Genomic DNA, 15,608 nt, shown 5'->3' with positions numbered 1-15,608 from the left:
TACGTGGCCACTCCCCTGCCCCAGATTCTGAGCAACCTGCATGCCGCCGCCGAGGCCGCTGGCAGGCCCGATCCACGCCTGCTGGCGGTGTCCAAGACCCAGCCGGCCGAGGCCGTGGCCGCGCTGGCCGCACAGGGCCAGCACGCCTTCGGCGAGAACTACGTGCAGGAAGCACTGGCCAAGATGCAGGCGCTGCAGCACCTGGCGCTGGAATGGCACCTGATCGGCCACCTGCAGTCGAACAAGGCCGATGCCGTGGCCAGCCATTTCGACTGGGTGCAGAGCGTGGACCGGCCCAAGCTGGTGACTGCGCTGGCACGCCACCGTCCGGCCGCACGCGGCCCGCTGAACGTGCTGATCCAGGTCAACATCGACGACGAATCCAGCAAGCATGGCTGTGCACCGGAAGAAGTGGATGCACTGGCCGCCGCGATTGCCGCCGAACCCACCCTGCGCCTGCGCGGACTGATGGCGATTCCCGCACCGTGGCCCGAGGCCGAGCGCCGTCGGGATGCATTCGTGCGCATGCGCACACTTTTCCAGTCGCTGGCTGCCCAGCACGCGCAGATCGACACGCTGTCGATGGGCATGAGCAGCGACTACGCCGAAGCCATCGCCGAGGGCGCCACCCTGGTGCGCATCGGCACCGCCCTGTTCGGCGCCCGCCCGCGCCCAGCCTGATTTTCCAAGGAGACTTCCATGGCAGCTGATTCCATCACCTTCATCGGCGGCGGCAACATGGCGCGCAGCCTGATCGCCGGCCTGATCCGCCAGGGCGTGCCGGCCGCGCACATCCACGTGGCCGAACCGGTGGCCGCACTTCGCGCGTCACTGGCGGCGGACTTCGGCGTGCAGGTGCACGACAACGCCGCCGATGCCGCCGCGCAGGGCCGCACCTGGTTGTTGGCGGTGAAGCCGCAGGTGCTGCGCGATGTCTGCCAGTCGCTGCAGGCACTGGCGCAGGCAAACCAGCCGTTGGTGGTGTCGATTGCCGCCGGCATCACCAGCGCGCAGCTGGAACGCTGGCTGGGCGGCAATCTGCCGGTGGTGCGTGCGATGCCGAACACCCCGGCCCTGCTCGGCGCCGGCGTGACCGGCCTGTACGCCACGCCCTCGGTGGATGCGCAGCAGCACGCGCAGGCCGAACAGGTGCTGGCCAGTGCCGGGCGCACGGTGTGGATCGATAGTGAGGCACTGATGGATTCGGTGACCGCCGTATCCGGCAGCGGTCCGGCCTATGTGTTCCTGCTGGCCGAAGCGATGGAAGCGGCGGGTATTGCCCAGGGCCTGCCGGCCGACGCCGCGCGCACGCTGGTGGTGCAGACCCTGCTGGGCGCCTCGCGCATGCTGGATGAGGCTGGTGAGAGCCCGGCGGAACTGCGCCGCCGCGTGACCTCGCCCAACGGCACCACCCAGGCCGCGATCGAGAGCTTCCAGGCCGGTGGTTTCGAGGCCCTGGTGGACACCGCACTGCGCGCCGCGCAGGTGCGCGGGCAGGAACTGTCTGCGGCGAATGATTGATCCCGATGCGTGCCGACCAACGGTCGGCACCCACCGTCATCCGCGCATGGCGTGGATCTACTGATACCTGTCGCCGCTGGAATGCACGGTGCTCTGCTGCCTGCGGCGAATGATTGATCCCGATGTGTGCCGACCAACGGTCGGCACCCACCGTCATCCGCGCATGGCGTGGATGCTCATTGCCCCAATGTGGTCATGACGAAATCGACGAAGCACTGCAAACGCGGGCGCGGCCTGCGGTCGGGCAGGTAGATCAGGTGCATCGGCCGCGGTTCGGGCAGGTAGTCGCGCAGCAGCGGCTTCAACCGCCCTGCCGCGATCTCGCCGGCCAGCAGTGCGGTCGGCTGCAGCACCAGCCCTGCTCCGGCCACCGCGGCTTCGCGCAGTGCAACACCATCATTGCAGGTCAGGCGCGCCTCCCAATCCACCTGTTCGCCGTTGGCCAGCTGCCAACCATGGCCGCCGCGCCAGGCCAGGTGGCTCAGACAATCATGCCCCTGCAGATCCGCGGGCGTACGCGGCGTGCCGCGCCGGCGCAGGTAGGATGGCGCCGCACACAGGCTCATCGCATATGGTGGCAGCGGCCGCGCCACCACCTCCTGCGATGGCAGCGGCCCAACCCGGATCGCCACATCGAAGCCGTCCTCGATCAGGTCCACACGGCGGTTGCTCAGATCCAGTTCGATGTTCAGCTGCGGCTGCGCGCGCAGCAGGCCGGCCAGCTGCGGCGCCAGCACGCAGCTACCCCAGGTGGTGGGTGCGCTGACCCGCAGCAGCCCGCGCGGTTGAACCTGCAGGCCGGCCACGTCGGCTTCGGCCTGCTGCACCTGCTCCAGCACCTGCCGGCACCCGGCCAGGTAGGCACTGCCGGCTTCGGTCAGGCGCTGGCGGCGGGTGTTCCGTTGCAGCAACGCGGTGCCCAGGTGCGCCTCCAGCTGCTGGATGTACTTGCCGACCATCACCGCCGACACCTGCAGCTGTTCGGCGGCCCCTGCAAAGCTGCCGCGCTCGGCTACCGCGACGAAAGCCTGCATGCAGCGAAGGGTATCCATTGCTAATCCAGAGTTAGGAATCTGCGAAGCATACGCCGCTTACCTAACCCCACTGTGACGGCGCAGACTGCGCTCACTCCCTCACGCAAGGAACGGCCATGAAGATCCTCCTCGTCGGTGCCAGCGGCACCCTCGGCCAGGCAGTCGCCCGTCAGCTCGGCCAACAGCATCAGATTCTCGCCGCCGGCCGCAGCAGCGGCGAACTGCGCGTGGACCTGACCGATGACGCCAGTGTCGCCGAACTGTTCGCGCGTACCGGCCCGGTCGATGCGGTGATCTCCACCACCGGCTCGGTGCACTTCGGCCCGTTGCAGCAGATGACGCCAGCACAGTTCAACACCGGCCTGCAGGACAAGCTGCTGGGGCAGGTGCGGCTGGCACTGGCCGCCCAGCACCACCTCAACGCCGGCGGCTCGATCACCCTGACCAGCGGCATCATCAGCGCCCAACCGATCCGCGACGGCGTCAACGCCACTGCAGTGAATGCCGCACTGGAAGGCTTCGTGCGCGCGGCGGCGCTGGAACTGCTGCCGCGTGGCCTGCGCATCAACGTGGTCAGCCCGAACGTGCTGATCGAATCAATGGCGACCTACGGCCCCTACTTCCCGGGCTTTGAAGCGGTAAGCGCACAGCGCGCGGCGCTGGCCTTCCAGCGTGCAGTGGAAGGCATCCAGAGCGGCGAGACGATCACGGTCTGGTAAGAAAAAAGGGGACGGAGGGGATTAAGTCGTTAATGCACAAACGACATAATCCCCTCCGTCCCCTTTTCGCAGGTCATTCCCAGCGCATCGGGCCGTCGCCGCGTTCGCCGAGGACGTCTTCGGGGTTGGCCAGGCGGCAGCGCTGCAGCGACAGGCAGCCGCAACCGATGCAGCCGGTCAGTTCGTCGCGCAGCAGTTCCAGCATGTGGATGCGCTCCTCCAGTTCGGTGCGCCAGCGCGCGGACAGCTTGGCCCAGTCGGCCTTGGTCGGGGCGCGGCCCTCGGGCAGGCTTTCAAAGGCACGGCTGACGGCTTCCAGTGGCATGCCCACCCGTTGCGCGACGCGGATCACGGCCAACCGCCGCAGCACGTCACGGCTGTAGCGACGCTGGTTGCCCGAGGTGCGCAGGCTGCTGATCAGACCCTTGCGCTCGTAGAAATGCAGCGCGGAAACTGCCACGCCACTGCGCTGGGAGACTTCGCCAACGCTGAGTTCCTGGGACACCATTGCTTGACCTAAACTGCAGTTGAGGTGGCATGCTGCTATCTTCGCCGCCAGTTGACAAGCGCGGCCCGCATCTGACTCGTATGTCCCCCACTCTTTCGCCCGCCGACGCCCGTGCGCCGGCTGATACGTCGATCCTATCCCCCCGCTATCGCGCCACCACCATCGGCATGGTGGCGCTGGTGGCGCTGCATGCCTTCGAAGCCCTGGCGGTGGCGGCGGCCATGCCGACCGTGGCCGAGGCGCTGGATGGCCTGCGCCTGTATGCGCTGGCCTTCGGCGGCACCCTGGCTACCAGCGTGATCGGCATGACCCTGGCCGGACGCTGGGCCGACCGCCAGGGGCCCGCCAGGCCACTGTGGTACGGCCTGGCCTGCTTCGTGCTGGGGCTGCTGCTGGCCGGCTTTGCGATGCGCATGGGCATGCTGGTGGCCGGGCGCCTGCTGCAGGGCCTGGGTGCGGGCGCGATCTCGGTCTCACTGTATGTGATGGTCGGGCGCAGCTATCCCGAACACCTGCGTCCGAAGGTATTTGCCGCGTTCTCCGCGGGCTGGGTAGTGCCGTCAATGATCGGCCCCGCGCTGAGCGGGCTGATCGTGCAGCATCTCGGCTGGCGCTGGGTGTTCCTGGCCGTGCCACTGCTGGCCATTCCGGCCGCGCTGCTGCTGCGCCCGGCACTCACGCGCATGCAACCCACCGATGGCGGCCTCGCCGACGATGGGCGAGGCACCGTGGTGCGCTGGGCCAGTGGTGCCTCGTTGGCGGCGCTGCTGCTCTACTTCGGCGGCCAGCAGCAGGGCCTGCCTGCACTGCTCTGCATCGGCGTGGCCATGCTGGCCCTGCTGTTCTGCGTGCATCGCCTGCTGCCGGCCGGCACATTGATCCTGCGCCGCGGACTGCCCAGCGTGATCGCGCTGCGCGGCGTCGCGGCGGCCGCATTTTTCGCCTGCGAGGCCTACCTGCCCCTGCTGCTGCAGCGCGAGCGCGGGCTCTCACCCAGCTGGGCCGGTGCCGTGCTCAGTCTTGGCGCACTGGGCTGGTTCGCCGGTTCATGGCTGCAGGGCCACCAGCAGCGTGGCTGGTCGCGCCAGCAGCTGCTGCGCGTGGGCACACCGCTGATGACGATCGGTATTGCCGCCACACTGGCCGTGCTGTTCAACGCAGTGCCGCTGCCGGTGGCCCTGGTCGGCTGGGCCATGACCGGCTTCGGCATGGGCATGATCTACGCCAGCCTGTCGGTGCTGACGCTGTCATTGTCCGCACCACACGAGCAGGGTGCCAACACCTCGGCACTGCAGCTGAGCGAAGCGCTGTCGGTGACCACCGCGCTGGCGGTTTCCGGCGCACTGTTCGCGCTGTTCGTGCAAAGCGCACCCCATACCGGCTACGTGCTGTGCCTGGCAATCACCTTCGGCCTGGCGCTGCTGGCCACGGTGGTCGCGCGGCGGGTGTAGCGCCGCCGGATTGTGGGATTGCCGGCCAGCGGCCGGCACTACCGGGTGCCGGTCCCCATGTCATCGATATCCCGGTGCAGGATGCGCCGCACCTCCAGTACCGCCTGCGGGGTTTCCTGCACGCTGTGGCCGGAGATGATCACCTTCTCCGACAGCGCGCCCGGCAGATGTGCGCTCCAGTACGGCACCAGCCCGTCATCGGACTTCTCCACCGGCAGTTCCGGTTTGCGCTGGGCGATGATCGAGTGGTACTTCAGGCCCGCTTCGATCGGCAGCTGTGCGGCGGCCTTCACGAACGGATCGCTGGCCTTGAGGTTGTCGATGCTGTTCGGGATCTTCGGCTTGGCGGTGCCATCGACCTGCTGTTCGGCCTGCGCCAGTGCCATGAACACATCCTCGAATTTGCCGAGGATGGTCAGCGGCAGGCGCACCAGGCGACCGATCAGGCGACCGACCTTGTTGCCGGCAATGTCGGTGCCCTGGTGCGGCGCGGCGATGAAGATCGCGCGTTCCACGTTCGGCTGTGCCTTGAAATGCAGCAGCGGACCCAGCTTGTTCTGCACCCGCTTCAGCCGTTCACCCTTCAGGTCGTAGTTGGCCAGCAGGTCGTTCCACAGCACGTCGCCCGAATCGCTCACCAGCAGCCGGGCCAATACACCGCCCATGCTGTGGCCGATGTAAACCATGTCCTTCGATGCTCGCGTGCTGCCGTTGGGGTCGAAATGCTTCAGCGTGTCGTTGAATGCATTGGCGATCTCGTAGCGGTTCAGCGCGATCGGTGCATTGGTCGGGTAATAGACCTGCCACACCTGGAACTGCTGGCGCAGCTCGGGGTCGCCCATGATCTCGTTGGCCAGGTTCACCCAGGCTTCCGGGCTGCTGGCCAGGCCATGCAGCATGAAGATGATGCGGCGGTTCGGGTCCCACGGCTGCATCAGGTAGATGTGCGGCTCGCCGATGCCCTCGCTCATGCCGAACAGGGTGCGCAGCGACTGCCGGGCGAAGCCACTCTGCGCCAGCCACAGGCCATAGGCGGCAGTGAAGTTGCCGGCCAGCGGTACCTGCTCACCGTGCAGGGTGATGCGCTCGGTCGCTTCCGGCGAATAGGCATCCAGCTCGACCCGGCGCGTGCGCATCACGTCTTCCAGGCTGCTGCCCTCGAAGCGCAGCAGTGCGGTGACGTTGATCGAGGACATCTCACTGAACTCGGGCACCGAATCGTCATGCCGGTGGCGGCGGCCACGACGCTCGTCGTCCTCATCGTCCGATGCCGTTTCGGCCTTCGGGCCATCCGGCGCGATCACCGGCGCGACCAGCTTCGGTGGGTCCATCACCATCACCAGCTCGGCGCCGAAGCCATCGCGGCGATAGGTGCTGCGCAGGCCGACGAAGCTGACCGTTCCCGCCGGCACCAGCTGCGCGGGAATGCTCTTCAGGCCCAGCTGCTGGTAGTTGGAGGCCAGCGACCAGCTACCGACCGTGAGCGGCTTCGTGTAGTCCTCGCCAGCCAGCGCAGCGGCGCGTGCGCGCACGAACAGCACCACCGCCGCCTTCTCGGCCGCGTAGTTGTAGTAGTCACGCACCTGCGTCTGGCGGTCCTCGAAGGCACGGTCGGACGGTGAGCGTCCGCTGTAGAACAGGTAGGCATAGGCATAGCGCGCGGCTTCCAGCCAGGCATCCAATGCCGCATCGCTCATCGGCGGATCGCCGGCAGCCGTCTTCTTCGGCGTCATCGCCAGCGCGGCCTTCACCCACAGTTCGGACAGCGCCGACAGCCGCTGCTCGACATTGAGGTCATCGGTCATCAGCAGCGTGCTGCGGCAGACCAGGAAGTCCTTCTCGCACTGCGACTCGTCCAGCCCCGCTGCGCTGAGCGTTTCGCGCGCGGCCGGGCTGAGCTTGCCGGTGTTGAGCACGTCCGCGCGCTTGTTGACCAGCGAATCGCTGGATTTGACCTGCTTGACGGTGACCATCGCGCAGCCGCTGCTGCCCAGCAACAGGAAGGCGGCGAACAACACCGGCAGCAGGCGCTGCCAGCGAGTCAGAGAGAGTTGGGTCATTACTGCGGGTCCTGCTCGGTGCCGGGCACGCCCTGGCGGATCACGGTGGAGAAGTGGTCGCCGTCACCCAGGTCCAGTGCACGCTGGGTGATGCGGCCTTTGTCATGCAGCTCGGTGTACGGCACGCCCGGAGTGAGCGCGCCGACCTCCTGCGCGTACTCGGCCAGGTAACCGGACAGCAGCAGGCGGTAGTCCAGCGGCAGGCGCGGTGCGATGTGGCGGGCCAGGTCGAAGACGATCGTGGTGCAGTTGCTGGTCAGCGTGTTGTAGAAGCCGGGCTTCGCATCCAGTTCGCGGGCCTGTGCGATGTACGCAGCGAACAGTTCCTTCAGCTGCGCGCGGTCCATGCCATGCAGTCGGTACAGGTAGACATCCTCGCCACGCGCGTTGGTGCGTGTGCGGATGATGTCGGTCTCCTCCGAAGCCACCAGGGTCATCTCGAACTTGCGGAAGAAGCCACCCAGCGCCGAGAACGATTCACCGCGCTCCTTGCGGATCTCCAGCGAGAACACCACGTGGCGACCGTCCTCGAAACCAAACGAGATCAGCGTGTGGGCGATGGCCGGGCCCATCCAGTACGACAGCACCAGGTCGGCCGAGCGCAGCTGGTCCAGGTCGTACTCGCGGCGCACCCAGTGTGCGTCATAGTCGGTTTCGGTGCGCCAGCTGAAGTCACGCACATTGTCCAGCACCACATGGCGGCCATCGAAGGACACCACGTGCAGGCGCTGGGCCACGTCATCGGCCCACAGCCGGTCCTGGCGCGGCGTCAGCAGCAGCCACCACAGGCCGGCCAGTGCCAGCGATGCCCCGAACGCCAGGCCCAGGCGGCGCGAGGCACGGCCCCGCGCGACTCGCCACGATGCCCACAGCGCCACCAGCAGCCACAGCCCGGCGACGCCGGTGGCCAGCCAGCCCGGCCCCGGCAACTGATAGGCCAGCAGCCCGGTCACCCACAGCGCCAGCAGCGCCATGGCACTTCCTGTCATCCATCGTCCTGCGGCTTTCACTGGCATCCTGTCGCGTTCTTGAAGCCGCATAGTTAGCCACAAGCGGGTTCACCGTGGCATCTACGGCCCGTTCAGGCAGGCCGGCGCACCGTCGGCGGCGGCCGCTGCGGCCGCGTTCCACCTCACAGGAGCAACGATGGGCATCACTTCCGTGGCCGGCGTTCCGGTCCAACCCCGGCACCGCGCGACCTGCCACTGCGGCGCGGTCGAGCTGCTGCTGGAGCTGCCGGACGGCATCGTCGACCCGCGCCGCTGCGACTGCTCGATGTGCCGGCGCCGTGGCGCCATCGCCGCCAGCGTCAACCGCCAGGGCCTGCAGGTGCTGCGCGGGCAGAATCACCTGCAGATGTACCAGTTCAACACCCATGTGGCCGAGCACTACTTCTGTGGCGTGTGCGGCATCTACACCCACCACCGGCGCCGTTCCAACCCCGACCAGTACGGTTACAACGTGGCCTGCCTGGAAGGCATCGACCCGTTCGCACTGGGCATCATCCCGGTCAACGACGGGGTCAACCACCCGGCCGACCGCGGCGACTAGTGGCGCGTGCGTCGCGGCGGCGCGGCGATCTTCTGCCAGGGGGCCATGCCACTGCGGCCGGCCCGCACGGGGCGTTTCAACCAGGGCCGGCGGGGCGTCGCCTGCGGTTCGGCGGCGACCGGGGGAGGAACAGGTCTGCGGCCGGGCCAGAGATGATCGAGCAGCCACATGGCGGGTCTCCGTGGGGGACGGGGACGCTCTACGCTACCGATGGCCCGGCAAAGGACGGGTGAGGGCCTCGCTGCAGCCAGATGACAGCCGGCACCGGCCATCAGGCCGGCACACGGCCCAGACGGCGCACCAGCACGAAGAACAGCGGCACCAGCACCACCGCCAGCACCGTGCCGGACACCATGCCGCCGATCACGCTCATGCCGATCTCCCGGCGACTGACTGCACCCGCACCGGTCGCCAGCGCCAGCGGAATCACGCCGGCCACGAAGGCCAGCGACGTCATCACGATCGGCCGCAGGCGCAGGCGGGCGCCCTGCAGTGCAGCTTCCACCGCGGAGCTGCCGGCACGGTAGCGTGCTTCGGCGAACTCCACGATCAGGATCGCATTCTTCGCCGACAGACCGATGGTGGTCAGCAGGCCGACCTGGAAGTAGATGTCGTTGACGAAGCCTGCCGCCGTGGTCGCCAGCACGGTACCGATCACGCCCAAGGGAATCACCAGCACCACCGCCACCGGTACCGTCCAGCTCTCATAGAGCGCGGCCAGGCACAGGAAGATGAAGGCAATGGAGGCGGTGTACAGCCACAATGTCTGGTTGCTGGCCAATTGTTCCTGGTAGGACAGGCCACTCCACTGCAGGTCGAACCCGGGTTGATCGGCAACCAGCGCCTGCATGCGCTGCATCGCTTCGCCCGAGCTGCGCCCTTCAGCGGCGCTGCCCTGGATCTGCATTGCCGGCAGGCCGTTGAAGCGCTGCTGCAACTGCGGCCCGCGCGCCCAGTGGCTGCTGGCGAAGCTGGCAAACGACGCCATCTGCCCATTGCCACCGCGTACATACCACTGGCCGATGTCATCGGGCACGCTGCGATACGGCTGGTCGCCCTGCATGTAGACCCGCTTGACCCGGCCACGGTCGAGGAAATCATTGATGTAGCTGCCGCCCCAGGCAGCAGACAGGGTTGAGTTGATGTCGGCCTGGGACAGGCCAAGCGCACTGGCCTGGGCATGGTCGATGTCCAGCCGCAGTTCGGCCTTGTCACCCAGGCCGTTCAGGCGCACCGAGGTGAGCCCATCGTCCTCGCCGGCCGCACGCACGACCTGCTCCTGCGCCGCCTGCAACGCCACGCGCCCGGCAGCACTGGTGTCCTGCAACCACAGTTCGAAGCCGCTGGACTGACCCAGGCCGCGCACCGCCGGCGGTGCCAGTACATTGACCTTGGCGTCCGGCAAGCTGCGGAAGTAGGCATTGGCACGCGTGATGATCGCCGCAGCGGTGTTGTCGCCCGTGCGTTCGTCCCACGGCTTGAGCGCGAGGAAACCCTGCCCGGCGTTCTGGCCGGTGCCGGCGTTGTTGCGGCCGACCACCACGAACACCACATCCAGGTTCTGCTTCTCGTGCTCCATGAAGTAGCGGCTGATTTTCTCGCCCAGCGCTTCGGTACGCGCCATCGGCGTGCCCTCCGGCGTGGAGAACTGGAAGGTCACCTGACCCTGGTCTTCCACCGGCAGGAAGCCGGTGGGCATACGCGCGTACAGCGCGACCATGGCGACCACCAGCAGCAGGTAGAACGCCATCCAGCGCCGCGGGTGGCCAACCACACCCCCCAGCCGGCCCTGATAGGCCAACTGGCTGCGCTCGACACCCCGGTTGAACGCCCTGAAGAAACGGCCCTGCGGTTTCTGCGCCGAAGATGGCTTGAGCAGGGTCGCGCACAGCGCCGGGGTCAGCGTCAGCGCGACCAGCGCCGACAGCGCCATCGCCGAAGCAATGGTGATCGAGAACTGCCGGTAGATGATGCCGGTGGAACCACCAAACAAGGCCATCGGCAGGAACACCGCGCCCAGCACGACGGTGATGCCGATCAACGCACCGGTGATCTCGCCCATCGATTTTTCGGTAGCCTCGCGAGGTGGCAGGTGTTCGTCATGGATGATGCGCTCCACGTTTTCCACCACCACGATCGCATCGTCGACCAGCAGGCCGATCGCCAGCACCATCGCGAACAAGGTCAGCGTATTGATGGTGAATCCGGCAACCGCCAGCACGCCGAAGGTACCCAGCAGCACCACCGGCACCGTGATCGCCGGGATCAACGTGGCACGCAGGTTCTGCAGGAACAGGAACATCACCACGACCACCAGCACGATGGCTTCGATGAGGGTATGGATGACCCCCTCGATCGAGACCCGCACGAACGGTGTGCTGTCACGCGGATAGGCCACCTGCAGCCCCGGCGGGAAGGTCGGTCGCAGCCGTTCGATCTCCGCGCGCACGGCATCGGCAGTGGCCAGTGCATTGGCGCCGGAGGCCAGGGTCACCGAGAAGCCGGCCGCCGGATAACCGTTGAGATAGCTGCTGGTCTGGTAGTTCTCCGCGCCGATCTCGACCCGTGCGACGTCGCCCAGCAACACCGCCGCGCCATTGGGCAGGGTGCGCAGGATGATCGCGCGGAACTGTTCCGGCGTCTGCAGGCGCGACTGCGCGGTGACCGTGGCGTTGAGGCTCTGCGTCGGGCTGGACGGCATCGCGCCCAGCTCACCCGCTGTCACCTGCGTGTTCTGCGCCTGGATCGCAGTGCGCACGTCCGCCGGCATCAGGTCGTAGGCACGCAGCTTGTGCGGGTCCAGCCAGACCCGCATCGCATAGGCCGAGCCGAACACGTTGATCTCGCCAACGCCGGGAATGCGGCTGATCGGGTCCTGTACGTTGCTGACCAGGAAGTCGGAGACGTCCACGCGTTCCATGCGCCGGCTGGTGTCGTACAGCGAGACCACCATCAGCGAATCGCCCTGCGACTTGGCCACGGTCACGCCCTGCTGCTGCACTTCCTGCGGCAGCCGGTTGATGGCCTGGTTGACGCTGTTCTGCACCTGCACCTGGGCGATATCGGGGTTGGCGCTCTGGTCGAAGGTGACCGTGATCCGCGCCTGCCCCGATGACGAACTGGTCGACGAGAAATACAGCAGGTGGTCGATGCCCTTGATCTGCTGTTCGATCACCTGGGTGACGCTGTCTTCCACCGTCTGCGCCGAAGCGCCGGTGTAGTTGGCGGTGATGTTGACCTGCGGCGGCGCGATGTCCGGGTACTGTTCGACCGGCAGCTGGCTGACGGCAATCGCGCCGAAGGCCATGATGCAGATCGCCAGCACCCAGGCGAACACCGGGCGATGGATGAAGAAGCGCGGCAACATGGCTCAGCCCTTCCCGGCCGCTGCCGGCACGGCTGCCGGCGCGGGCTTCACCTGTACCGCCATGCCATCGGAGAGCCCCTGTGCGCCGGCCACCACCACCCGTTCACCGGCGGCGATGCCATCCAGCACCAGCCACTGGTCGCCGATCGCGCGGGCGGTACGGAACAGGCGCAGCTTCGCCTTGCCGCCCTCATCCACCACCCACACCTGCGCCTCGCCCTTCGGGCTGCGGTCCACCGCCGACTGCGGCACCAGCAGCGCCTGCCGCTGCGTACCCTGCCCCACCTGCGCGCGCACGTACATGCCCGGCAGCAGTTGCCCGGCGGGATTGGGGAAACGTGCCCGCAGGGTGATGCTGCCGGTGTCCTGCTGCACGTCGATATCGGCAAATTCCAGGGTGCCGGGCAACGGATACGCGCTGCCATCGGACAGGCGCAGCCGCACCGCGGCGGTGGTGGCCTGCACGCCACCGTCGGCGATCGCGCGGCGCAAGGCCAGGTACTCGTTGCTGGACTGGGTGATGTCCACGTTCATCGGGTCGACCTGGTGGATCCGCGCCAGCGGGTCGGCCTGGCCGGAGGTGACCAGTGCGCCCGGCGTGAACAGCGCACGACCGATGCGCCCGGCAATCGGCGCGGTAACCGTGGCAAAACCAAGCCGCGTACGCGCGGTATCGAGGCTCGCCTGTGCCGCCTGCACCGCGGCTGCGGCCTGCTGCCCACTGGCAATGGCGTCGTCCACGTCCTGGCGCGCGGCCAGCTGCTCGCCGCCCAGCGCCTGCATCCGCTGCGCGCGCAGGCGTGCGGTGACTGCCGCCGCTTCGGCGGTTTTCAGGTTGGCCTGGGCCTGGTTCAGTGCCGCCTGGTACAGGGCCGGCTCGATCTGGAACAAGGGCTGCCCGGCACGCACGGTTTCGCCTTCTTCGAACAGGCGTTTCACCAGCACGCCATCCACCTGCGGACGCACGTCCGACTCCTGCGATGCGATGGTCCGCCCCGGCAGCTCCTGTTCCATCGCCAGCGGCCTTTCCAGCAGTGTCAGCACTTCCACCTCGTGAAGCCTGCCGGCCGTCTTGGGCGCCTCCTTGCCGCAGGCCGTCAACAGGCCGAGCAGAATGAGCGCAAGCAGCAGGGGCCGCCGGAGCCGCGGTGGCCGGGCATGGCGTGGCAAGGGGGTGTGCAGGAGGTTCATCGGGTGCCGGGATTCCGCGCGCCGTGGGGAGACGCTCGGCGCCGAATATAGAAGACCCGTGCGCGGAATCCGGCGAATCGCGCATGAAACATTTTTCATTTGCAGTCACCGCGAACGGTTGCGAGGATGGCAGCCATCCAACCTGCACACTGGCCCATGCCGCGCGTACTCACCATCGAGGACGACCTTGTCACTGCGGAGGAAATCGCAACCGAGCTGCGCAGCCATGGCTTCGAGGTCGACGTTGCCGTTGATGGCACTGCCGGCCTCGCGTTGGCGCGTGCGGGCGACTACGCGGTGATCACCCTGGACCGCATGCTGCCCGGTATCGATGGCCTGGCATTGGTCACTGCGCTGCGGCGCGAAGGTATCGTCACCCCCGTACTGATGATCAGCGCGCTGTCGGACGTGGACGAGCGCGTGCGCGGCCTGCGTGCAGGCGGCGACGACTACCTGACCAAGCCGTTCGCCTCCGATGAGATGGCGGCCCGCGTGGAGGTATTGATCCGCCGCCGCAACCCGTCCGGCCCTGCCGACAGTGTCCTGCGCGCCGGCGACCTCGAACTGGATCTGATGACCCGTTCGGCCCGGCGTGGCGGGCAGGAGATCAGCCTGCTGCCGACCGAGTTCAAGCTGCTCGAATTCCTGGTCCGCAATGCCGGCCAGGTGGTCACCCGCAGCATGCTGTTCCAGGAAGTCTGGGGCTATCACTTCGACCCCGGCACCAACCTGATCGACGTCCACATCGGCCGCGTGCGCAAACGCATCGAGCAGCCGGGCCGCCCACAACCCATCACCACCGTACGTGGAACCGGCTATGTCTTCGATGCGCAATCCTGACCAGTGGCGCTCGTCCAGCAGCCGCCTGCTCGGGTTGTACTGCATCCTGTTCGTGGCCTGGTCGAGCCTGCTGCTGGGCGTGATGTACTGGCGCATCTCGGACTACCTCAATGACCTGACCGAATCCGGGCTGCAGCAGCGTGCCCATCTGTTCATGGCATTCGACGGCCAGGCACTGGACGATGCATTGCGCGACAGCCAGCGCTTCGACCTGCACCAGGTGTACACCTACGGGCTGTTCGACAGCCGCGGCTCGCCCAAGGGCGGCACGCTGATCGCCATTCCCGACGGACTGCCGCTGGATGGCCGCTCGCATCCGGTACAGGGCTGGACGCTGGCCGGAGGCCGGCACGACAGCGGCGGCAACGCGCTGGGCATGGTGACCCGGGATGGGCGGACGCTGGTGTTCGTCCGCCAGAACGGCAAGCTCACCGCCGTCAACAGCATCATCCTCGATGCGCTGTTGTGGGGCGTATCGCTGACCGTCATTCCCGGCCTGGCCGGATGGCATCTGCTGCGCCGGCGGCCCTTGAAGCGGATCCAGCAGATCGAAGCCGCCACCAACCGCATCGTGGCAGGTGACCTCGGTCAACGCCTGCCGGTATCCAACCGTCGCGACGAGATCGACCGGCTGTCGAGCATCGTCAATGCCATGCTTGAACGCATCGAACAGCTGATGACCGAGGTCAAAGGCGTGTGCGACAGCATCGCCCACGATCTGCGCACCCCGCTCACCCGCCTGCGGGCGCACCTGTACCGCATGCGCGTCGGCCTGGACGAGCAGGATCCGCATGCCGACCCGCTGGACAAGGCACTGGCGGAAACGGACATGCTGATGGCGCGCTTCACCGCGCTGCTGCGGGTATCCGAGCTGGAGAGCCACCAGCGCCGTTCGGCCTTCGACGAGGTCGACGTTGCCGAGCTGCTGCAGGAACTGCACCAGTTCTACCTGCCACTGGCCGAAGAGAAGCAGCAGTTGCTGGAGCTGCAGGTGGACCCACAGGTTGGCCTGCTGCGGGGCGACCGTGAACTGTTGTTCGAAGCGGTGGCGAACCTGCTGTCCAACGCCCTGCAGTTCACCCCTGCGCACGGCCGCATCCTGCTGCGTGCGGTCGATGATCACGGCGCGCCGAGGATCGATGTGATCGACAACGGGCCCGGCATCCCGCCGCAGGACCGCACGCTGATCTACCAGCGCTTCTTCCGAGGCAGCAGCAGCGCCGGCCAGGGGCCGGGATTCGGCCTGGGCCTGTCGATCGTGGCCGCCATCGCCGGCCTGCACGGCTTCCGGCTGCGCGCGGGCAGCGCCCCGGGTGGTGGCGCCTGGCTGAGCATCCGCGGCGCCTCGGACGGCCTGCCCTGACAT

The 15,608-nt window shown here is 67.5% G+C and carries 12 protein-coding genes and 1 pseudogene; 7 read left to right on the top strand and 6 right to left on the bottom strand.

Going from position 1 to position 15,608, the window contains the following annotated elements:
• The first annotated feature begins 3 nt into the window (after nucleotides 1–3).
• Together EKL94_RS07355 and proC are read left to right on the top strand one after the other, a co-directional pair.
• Entirely contained in the window at nucleotides 4–681 is a 678-nt protein-coding gene (locus EKL94_RS07355) for a YggS family pyridoxal phosphate-dependent enzyme (protein WP_043398305.1), read from the top strand.
• An 18-nt stretch (nucleotides 682–699) separates the two neighbouring features.
• Nucleotides 700–1,521, top strand: coding sequence for a pyrroline-5-carboxylate reductase (gene proC / locus EKL94_RS07350; RefSeq protein ID WP_126928586.1), 822 nt, complete (start codon nucleotides 700–702; stop codon nucleotides 1,519–1,521).
• 176 nt (nucleotides 1,522–1,697) lie between these two features.
• On the opposite strand, the gene EKL94_RS07345 is transcribed toward proC, so the two are convergent.
• On the bottom strand, nucleotides 1,698–2,573 hold the full coding sequence (locus tag EKL94_RS07345) for a LysR family transcriptional regulator (protein ID WP_126928585.1): 876 nt from the start codon (nucleotides 2,571–2,573) through the stop codon (nucleotides 1,698–1,700).
• 71 nt (nucleotides 2,574–2,644) lie between these two features.
• On the opposite strand from EKL94_RS07345, the pseudogene EKL94_RS07340 reads away from it, so the two are divergent.
• A pseudogene (locus tag EKL94_RS07340) lies at nucleotides 2,645–3,274 on the top strand (short chain dehydrogenase); the annotation flags it as partial.
• A gap of 73 nt (nucleotides 3,275–3,347) precedes the next feature.
• On the opposite strand, the gene soxR reads toward EKL94_RS07340, so the two are convergent.
• Nucleotides 3,348–3,782: a redox-sensitive transcriptional activator SoxR gene (soxR, locus tag EKL94_RS07335; RefSeq protein ID WP_126928583.1), complete on the bottom strand. Its 435-nt coding sequence runs from the start codon at nucleotides 3,780–3,782 to the stop codon at nucleotides 3,348–3,350.
• Nucleotides 3,783–3,811: 29 nt separating this feature from the next.
• Here soxR and EKL94_RS07330 point away from each other — a divergent pair, with 29 nt between their 5' ends.
• Nucleotides 3,812–5,233 carry an MFS transporter gene (locus EKL94_RS07330; RefSeq protein ID WP_126928582.1) on the top strand — a complete coding sequence of 474 codons (1,422 nt, stop codon included), beginning with the start codon at nucleotides 3,812–3,814 and terminating at the stop codon, nucleotides 5,231–5,233.
• 38 nt (nucleotides 5,234–5,271) lie between these two features.
• On the opposite strand, the gene EKL94_RS07325 is transcribed toward EKL94_RS07330, so the two are convergent.
• Together EKL94_RS07325 and EKL94_RS07320 are read right to left on the bottom strand one after the other, a co-directional pair.
• Nucleotides 5,272–7,293: an esterase/lipase family protein gene (locus EKL94_RS07325; protein ID WP_126928581.1), complete on the bottom strand. Its 2,022-nt coding sequence runs from the start codon at nucleotides 7,291–7,293 to the stop codon at nucleotides 5,272–5,274.
• Nucleotides 7,293–8,267: an Lnb N-terminal periplasmic domain-containing protein gene (locus EKL94_RS07320; protein ID WP_126928602.1), complete on the bottom strand. Its 975-nt coding sequence runs from the start codon at nucleotides 8,265–8,267 to the stop codon at nucleotides 7,293–7,295. The genes EKL94_RS07325 and EKL94_RS07320 overlap by 1 nt, the downstream gene beginning before the upstream one ends.
• Nucleotides 8,268–8,439: 172 nt before the next feature.
• On the opposite strand from EKL94_RS07320, the gene EKL94_RS07315 reads away from it, so the two are divergent.
• Nucleotides 8,440–8,844 carry a GFA family protein gene (locus EKL94_RS07315; RefSeq protein ID WP_126928580.1) on the top strand — a complete coding sequence of 135 codons (405 nt, stop codon included), beginning with the start codon at nucleotides 8,440–8,442 and terminating at the stop codon, nucleotides 8,842–8,844.
• Nucleotides 8,845–9,115: 271 nt separating this feature from the next.
• On the opposite strand, the gene EKL94_RS07310 is transcribed toward EKL94_RS07315, so the two are convergent.
• Both EKL94_RS07310 and EKL94_RS07305 read right to left on the bottom strand, forming a co-directional pair.
• The gene (locus EKL94_RS07310; RefSeq protein ID WP_126928579.1) at nucleotides 9,116–12,211 is read right to left on the bottom strand and encodes an efflux RND transporter permease subunit; all 3,096 of its coding nucleotides are present in this window, start codon (nucleotides 12,209–12,211) and stop codon (nucleotides 9,116–9,118) included.
• 3 nt (nucleotides 12,212–12,214) lie between these two features.
• Nucleotides 12,215–13,255: an efflux RND transporter periplasmic adaptor subunit gene (locus EKL94_RS07305; protein WP_260473401.1), complete on the bottom strand. Its 1,041-nt coding sequence runs from the start codon at nucleotides 13,253–13,255 to the stop codon at nucleotides 12,215–12,217.
• A 303-nt stretch (nucleotides 13,256–13,558) separates the two neighbouring features.
• On the opposite strand from EKL94_RS07305, the gene EKL94_RS07300 reads away from it, so the two are divergent.
• The gene (locus EKL94_RS07300; RefSeq protein ID WP_126928577.1) at nucleotides 13,559–14,242 is read left to right on the top strand and encodes a response regulator transcription factor; all 684 of its coding nucleotides are present in this window, start codon (nucleotides 13,559–13,561) and stop codon (nucleotides 14,240–14,242) included.
• Nucleotides 14,229–15,605, top strand: a complete 1,377-nt coding sequence (locus EKL94_RS07295) for a sensor histidine kinase (protein WP_126928601.1) — start codon at nucleotides 14,229–14,231, stop codon at nucleotides 15,603–15,605. The genes EKL94_RS07300 and EKL94_RS07295 overlap by 14 nt, the downstream gene beginning before the upstream one ends.
• Nucleotides 15,606–15,608 lie beyond the last annotated feature (3 nt).

Origin of the sequence: Stenotrophomonas maltophilia, from assembly GCF_003970865.1 — a bacterium.
Taxonomy (GTDB): domain Bacteria; phylum Pseudomonadota; class Gammaproteobacteria; order Xanthomonadales; family Xanthomonadaceae; genus Stenotrophomonas; species Stenotrophomonas maltophilia_AR.
This window is presented reverse-complemented; position numbering and strand designations above follow the sequence as displayed.

Bases quoted from the DNA above. Each gene is read 5' to 3' on its own strand.
- EKL94_RS07315 (WP_126928580.1), top strand. From the start codon at position 8,440: ATGGGCATCACTTCCGTGGCCGGCGTTCCGGTCCAACCCCGGCACCGC.
- EKL94_RS07345 (WP_126928585.1), bottom strand. From the start codon at position 2,573: ATGGATACCCTTCGCTGCATGCAGGCTTTCGTCGCGGTAGCCGAGCGC.
- EKL94_RS07300 (WP_126928577.1), top strand. From the start codon at position 13,559: ATGCCGCGCGTACTCACCATCGAGGACGACCTTGTCACTGCGGAGGAA.
- EKL94_RS07320 (WP_126928602.1), bottom strand. From the start codon at position 8,267: ATGGCGCTGCTGGCGCTGTGGGTGACCGGGCTGCTGGCCTATCAGTTG.
- EKL94_RS07310 (WP_126928579.1), bottom strand. From the start codon at position 12,211: ATGTTGCCGCGCTTCTTCATCCATCGCCCGGTGTTCGCCTGGGTGCTG.
- EKL94_RS07295 (WP_126928601.1), top strand. From the start codon at position 14,229: ATGCGCAATCCTGACCAGTGGCGCTCGTCCAGCAGCCGCCTGCTCGGG.
- EKL94_RS07330 (WP_126928582.1), top strand. From the start codon at position 3,812: ATGCTGCTATCTTCGCCGCCAGTTGACAAGCGCGGCCCGCATCTGACT.
- soxR (WP_126928583.1), bottom strand. From the start codon at position 3,782: ATGGTGTCCCAGGAACTCAGCGTTGGCGAAGTCTCCCAGCGCAGTGGC.
- proC (WP_126928586.1), top strand. From the start codon at position 700: ATGGCAGCTGATTCCATCACCTTCATCGGCGGCGGCAACATGGCGCGC.
- EKL94_RS07325 (WP_126928581.1), bottom strand. From the start codon at position 7,293: ATGACCCAACTCTCTCTGACTCGCTGGCAGCGCCTGCTGCCGGTGTTG.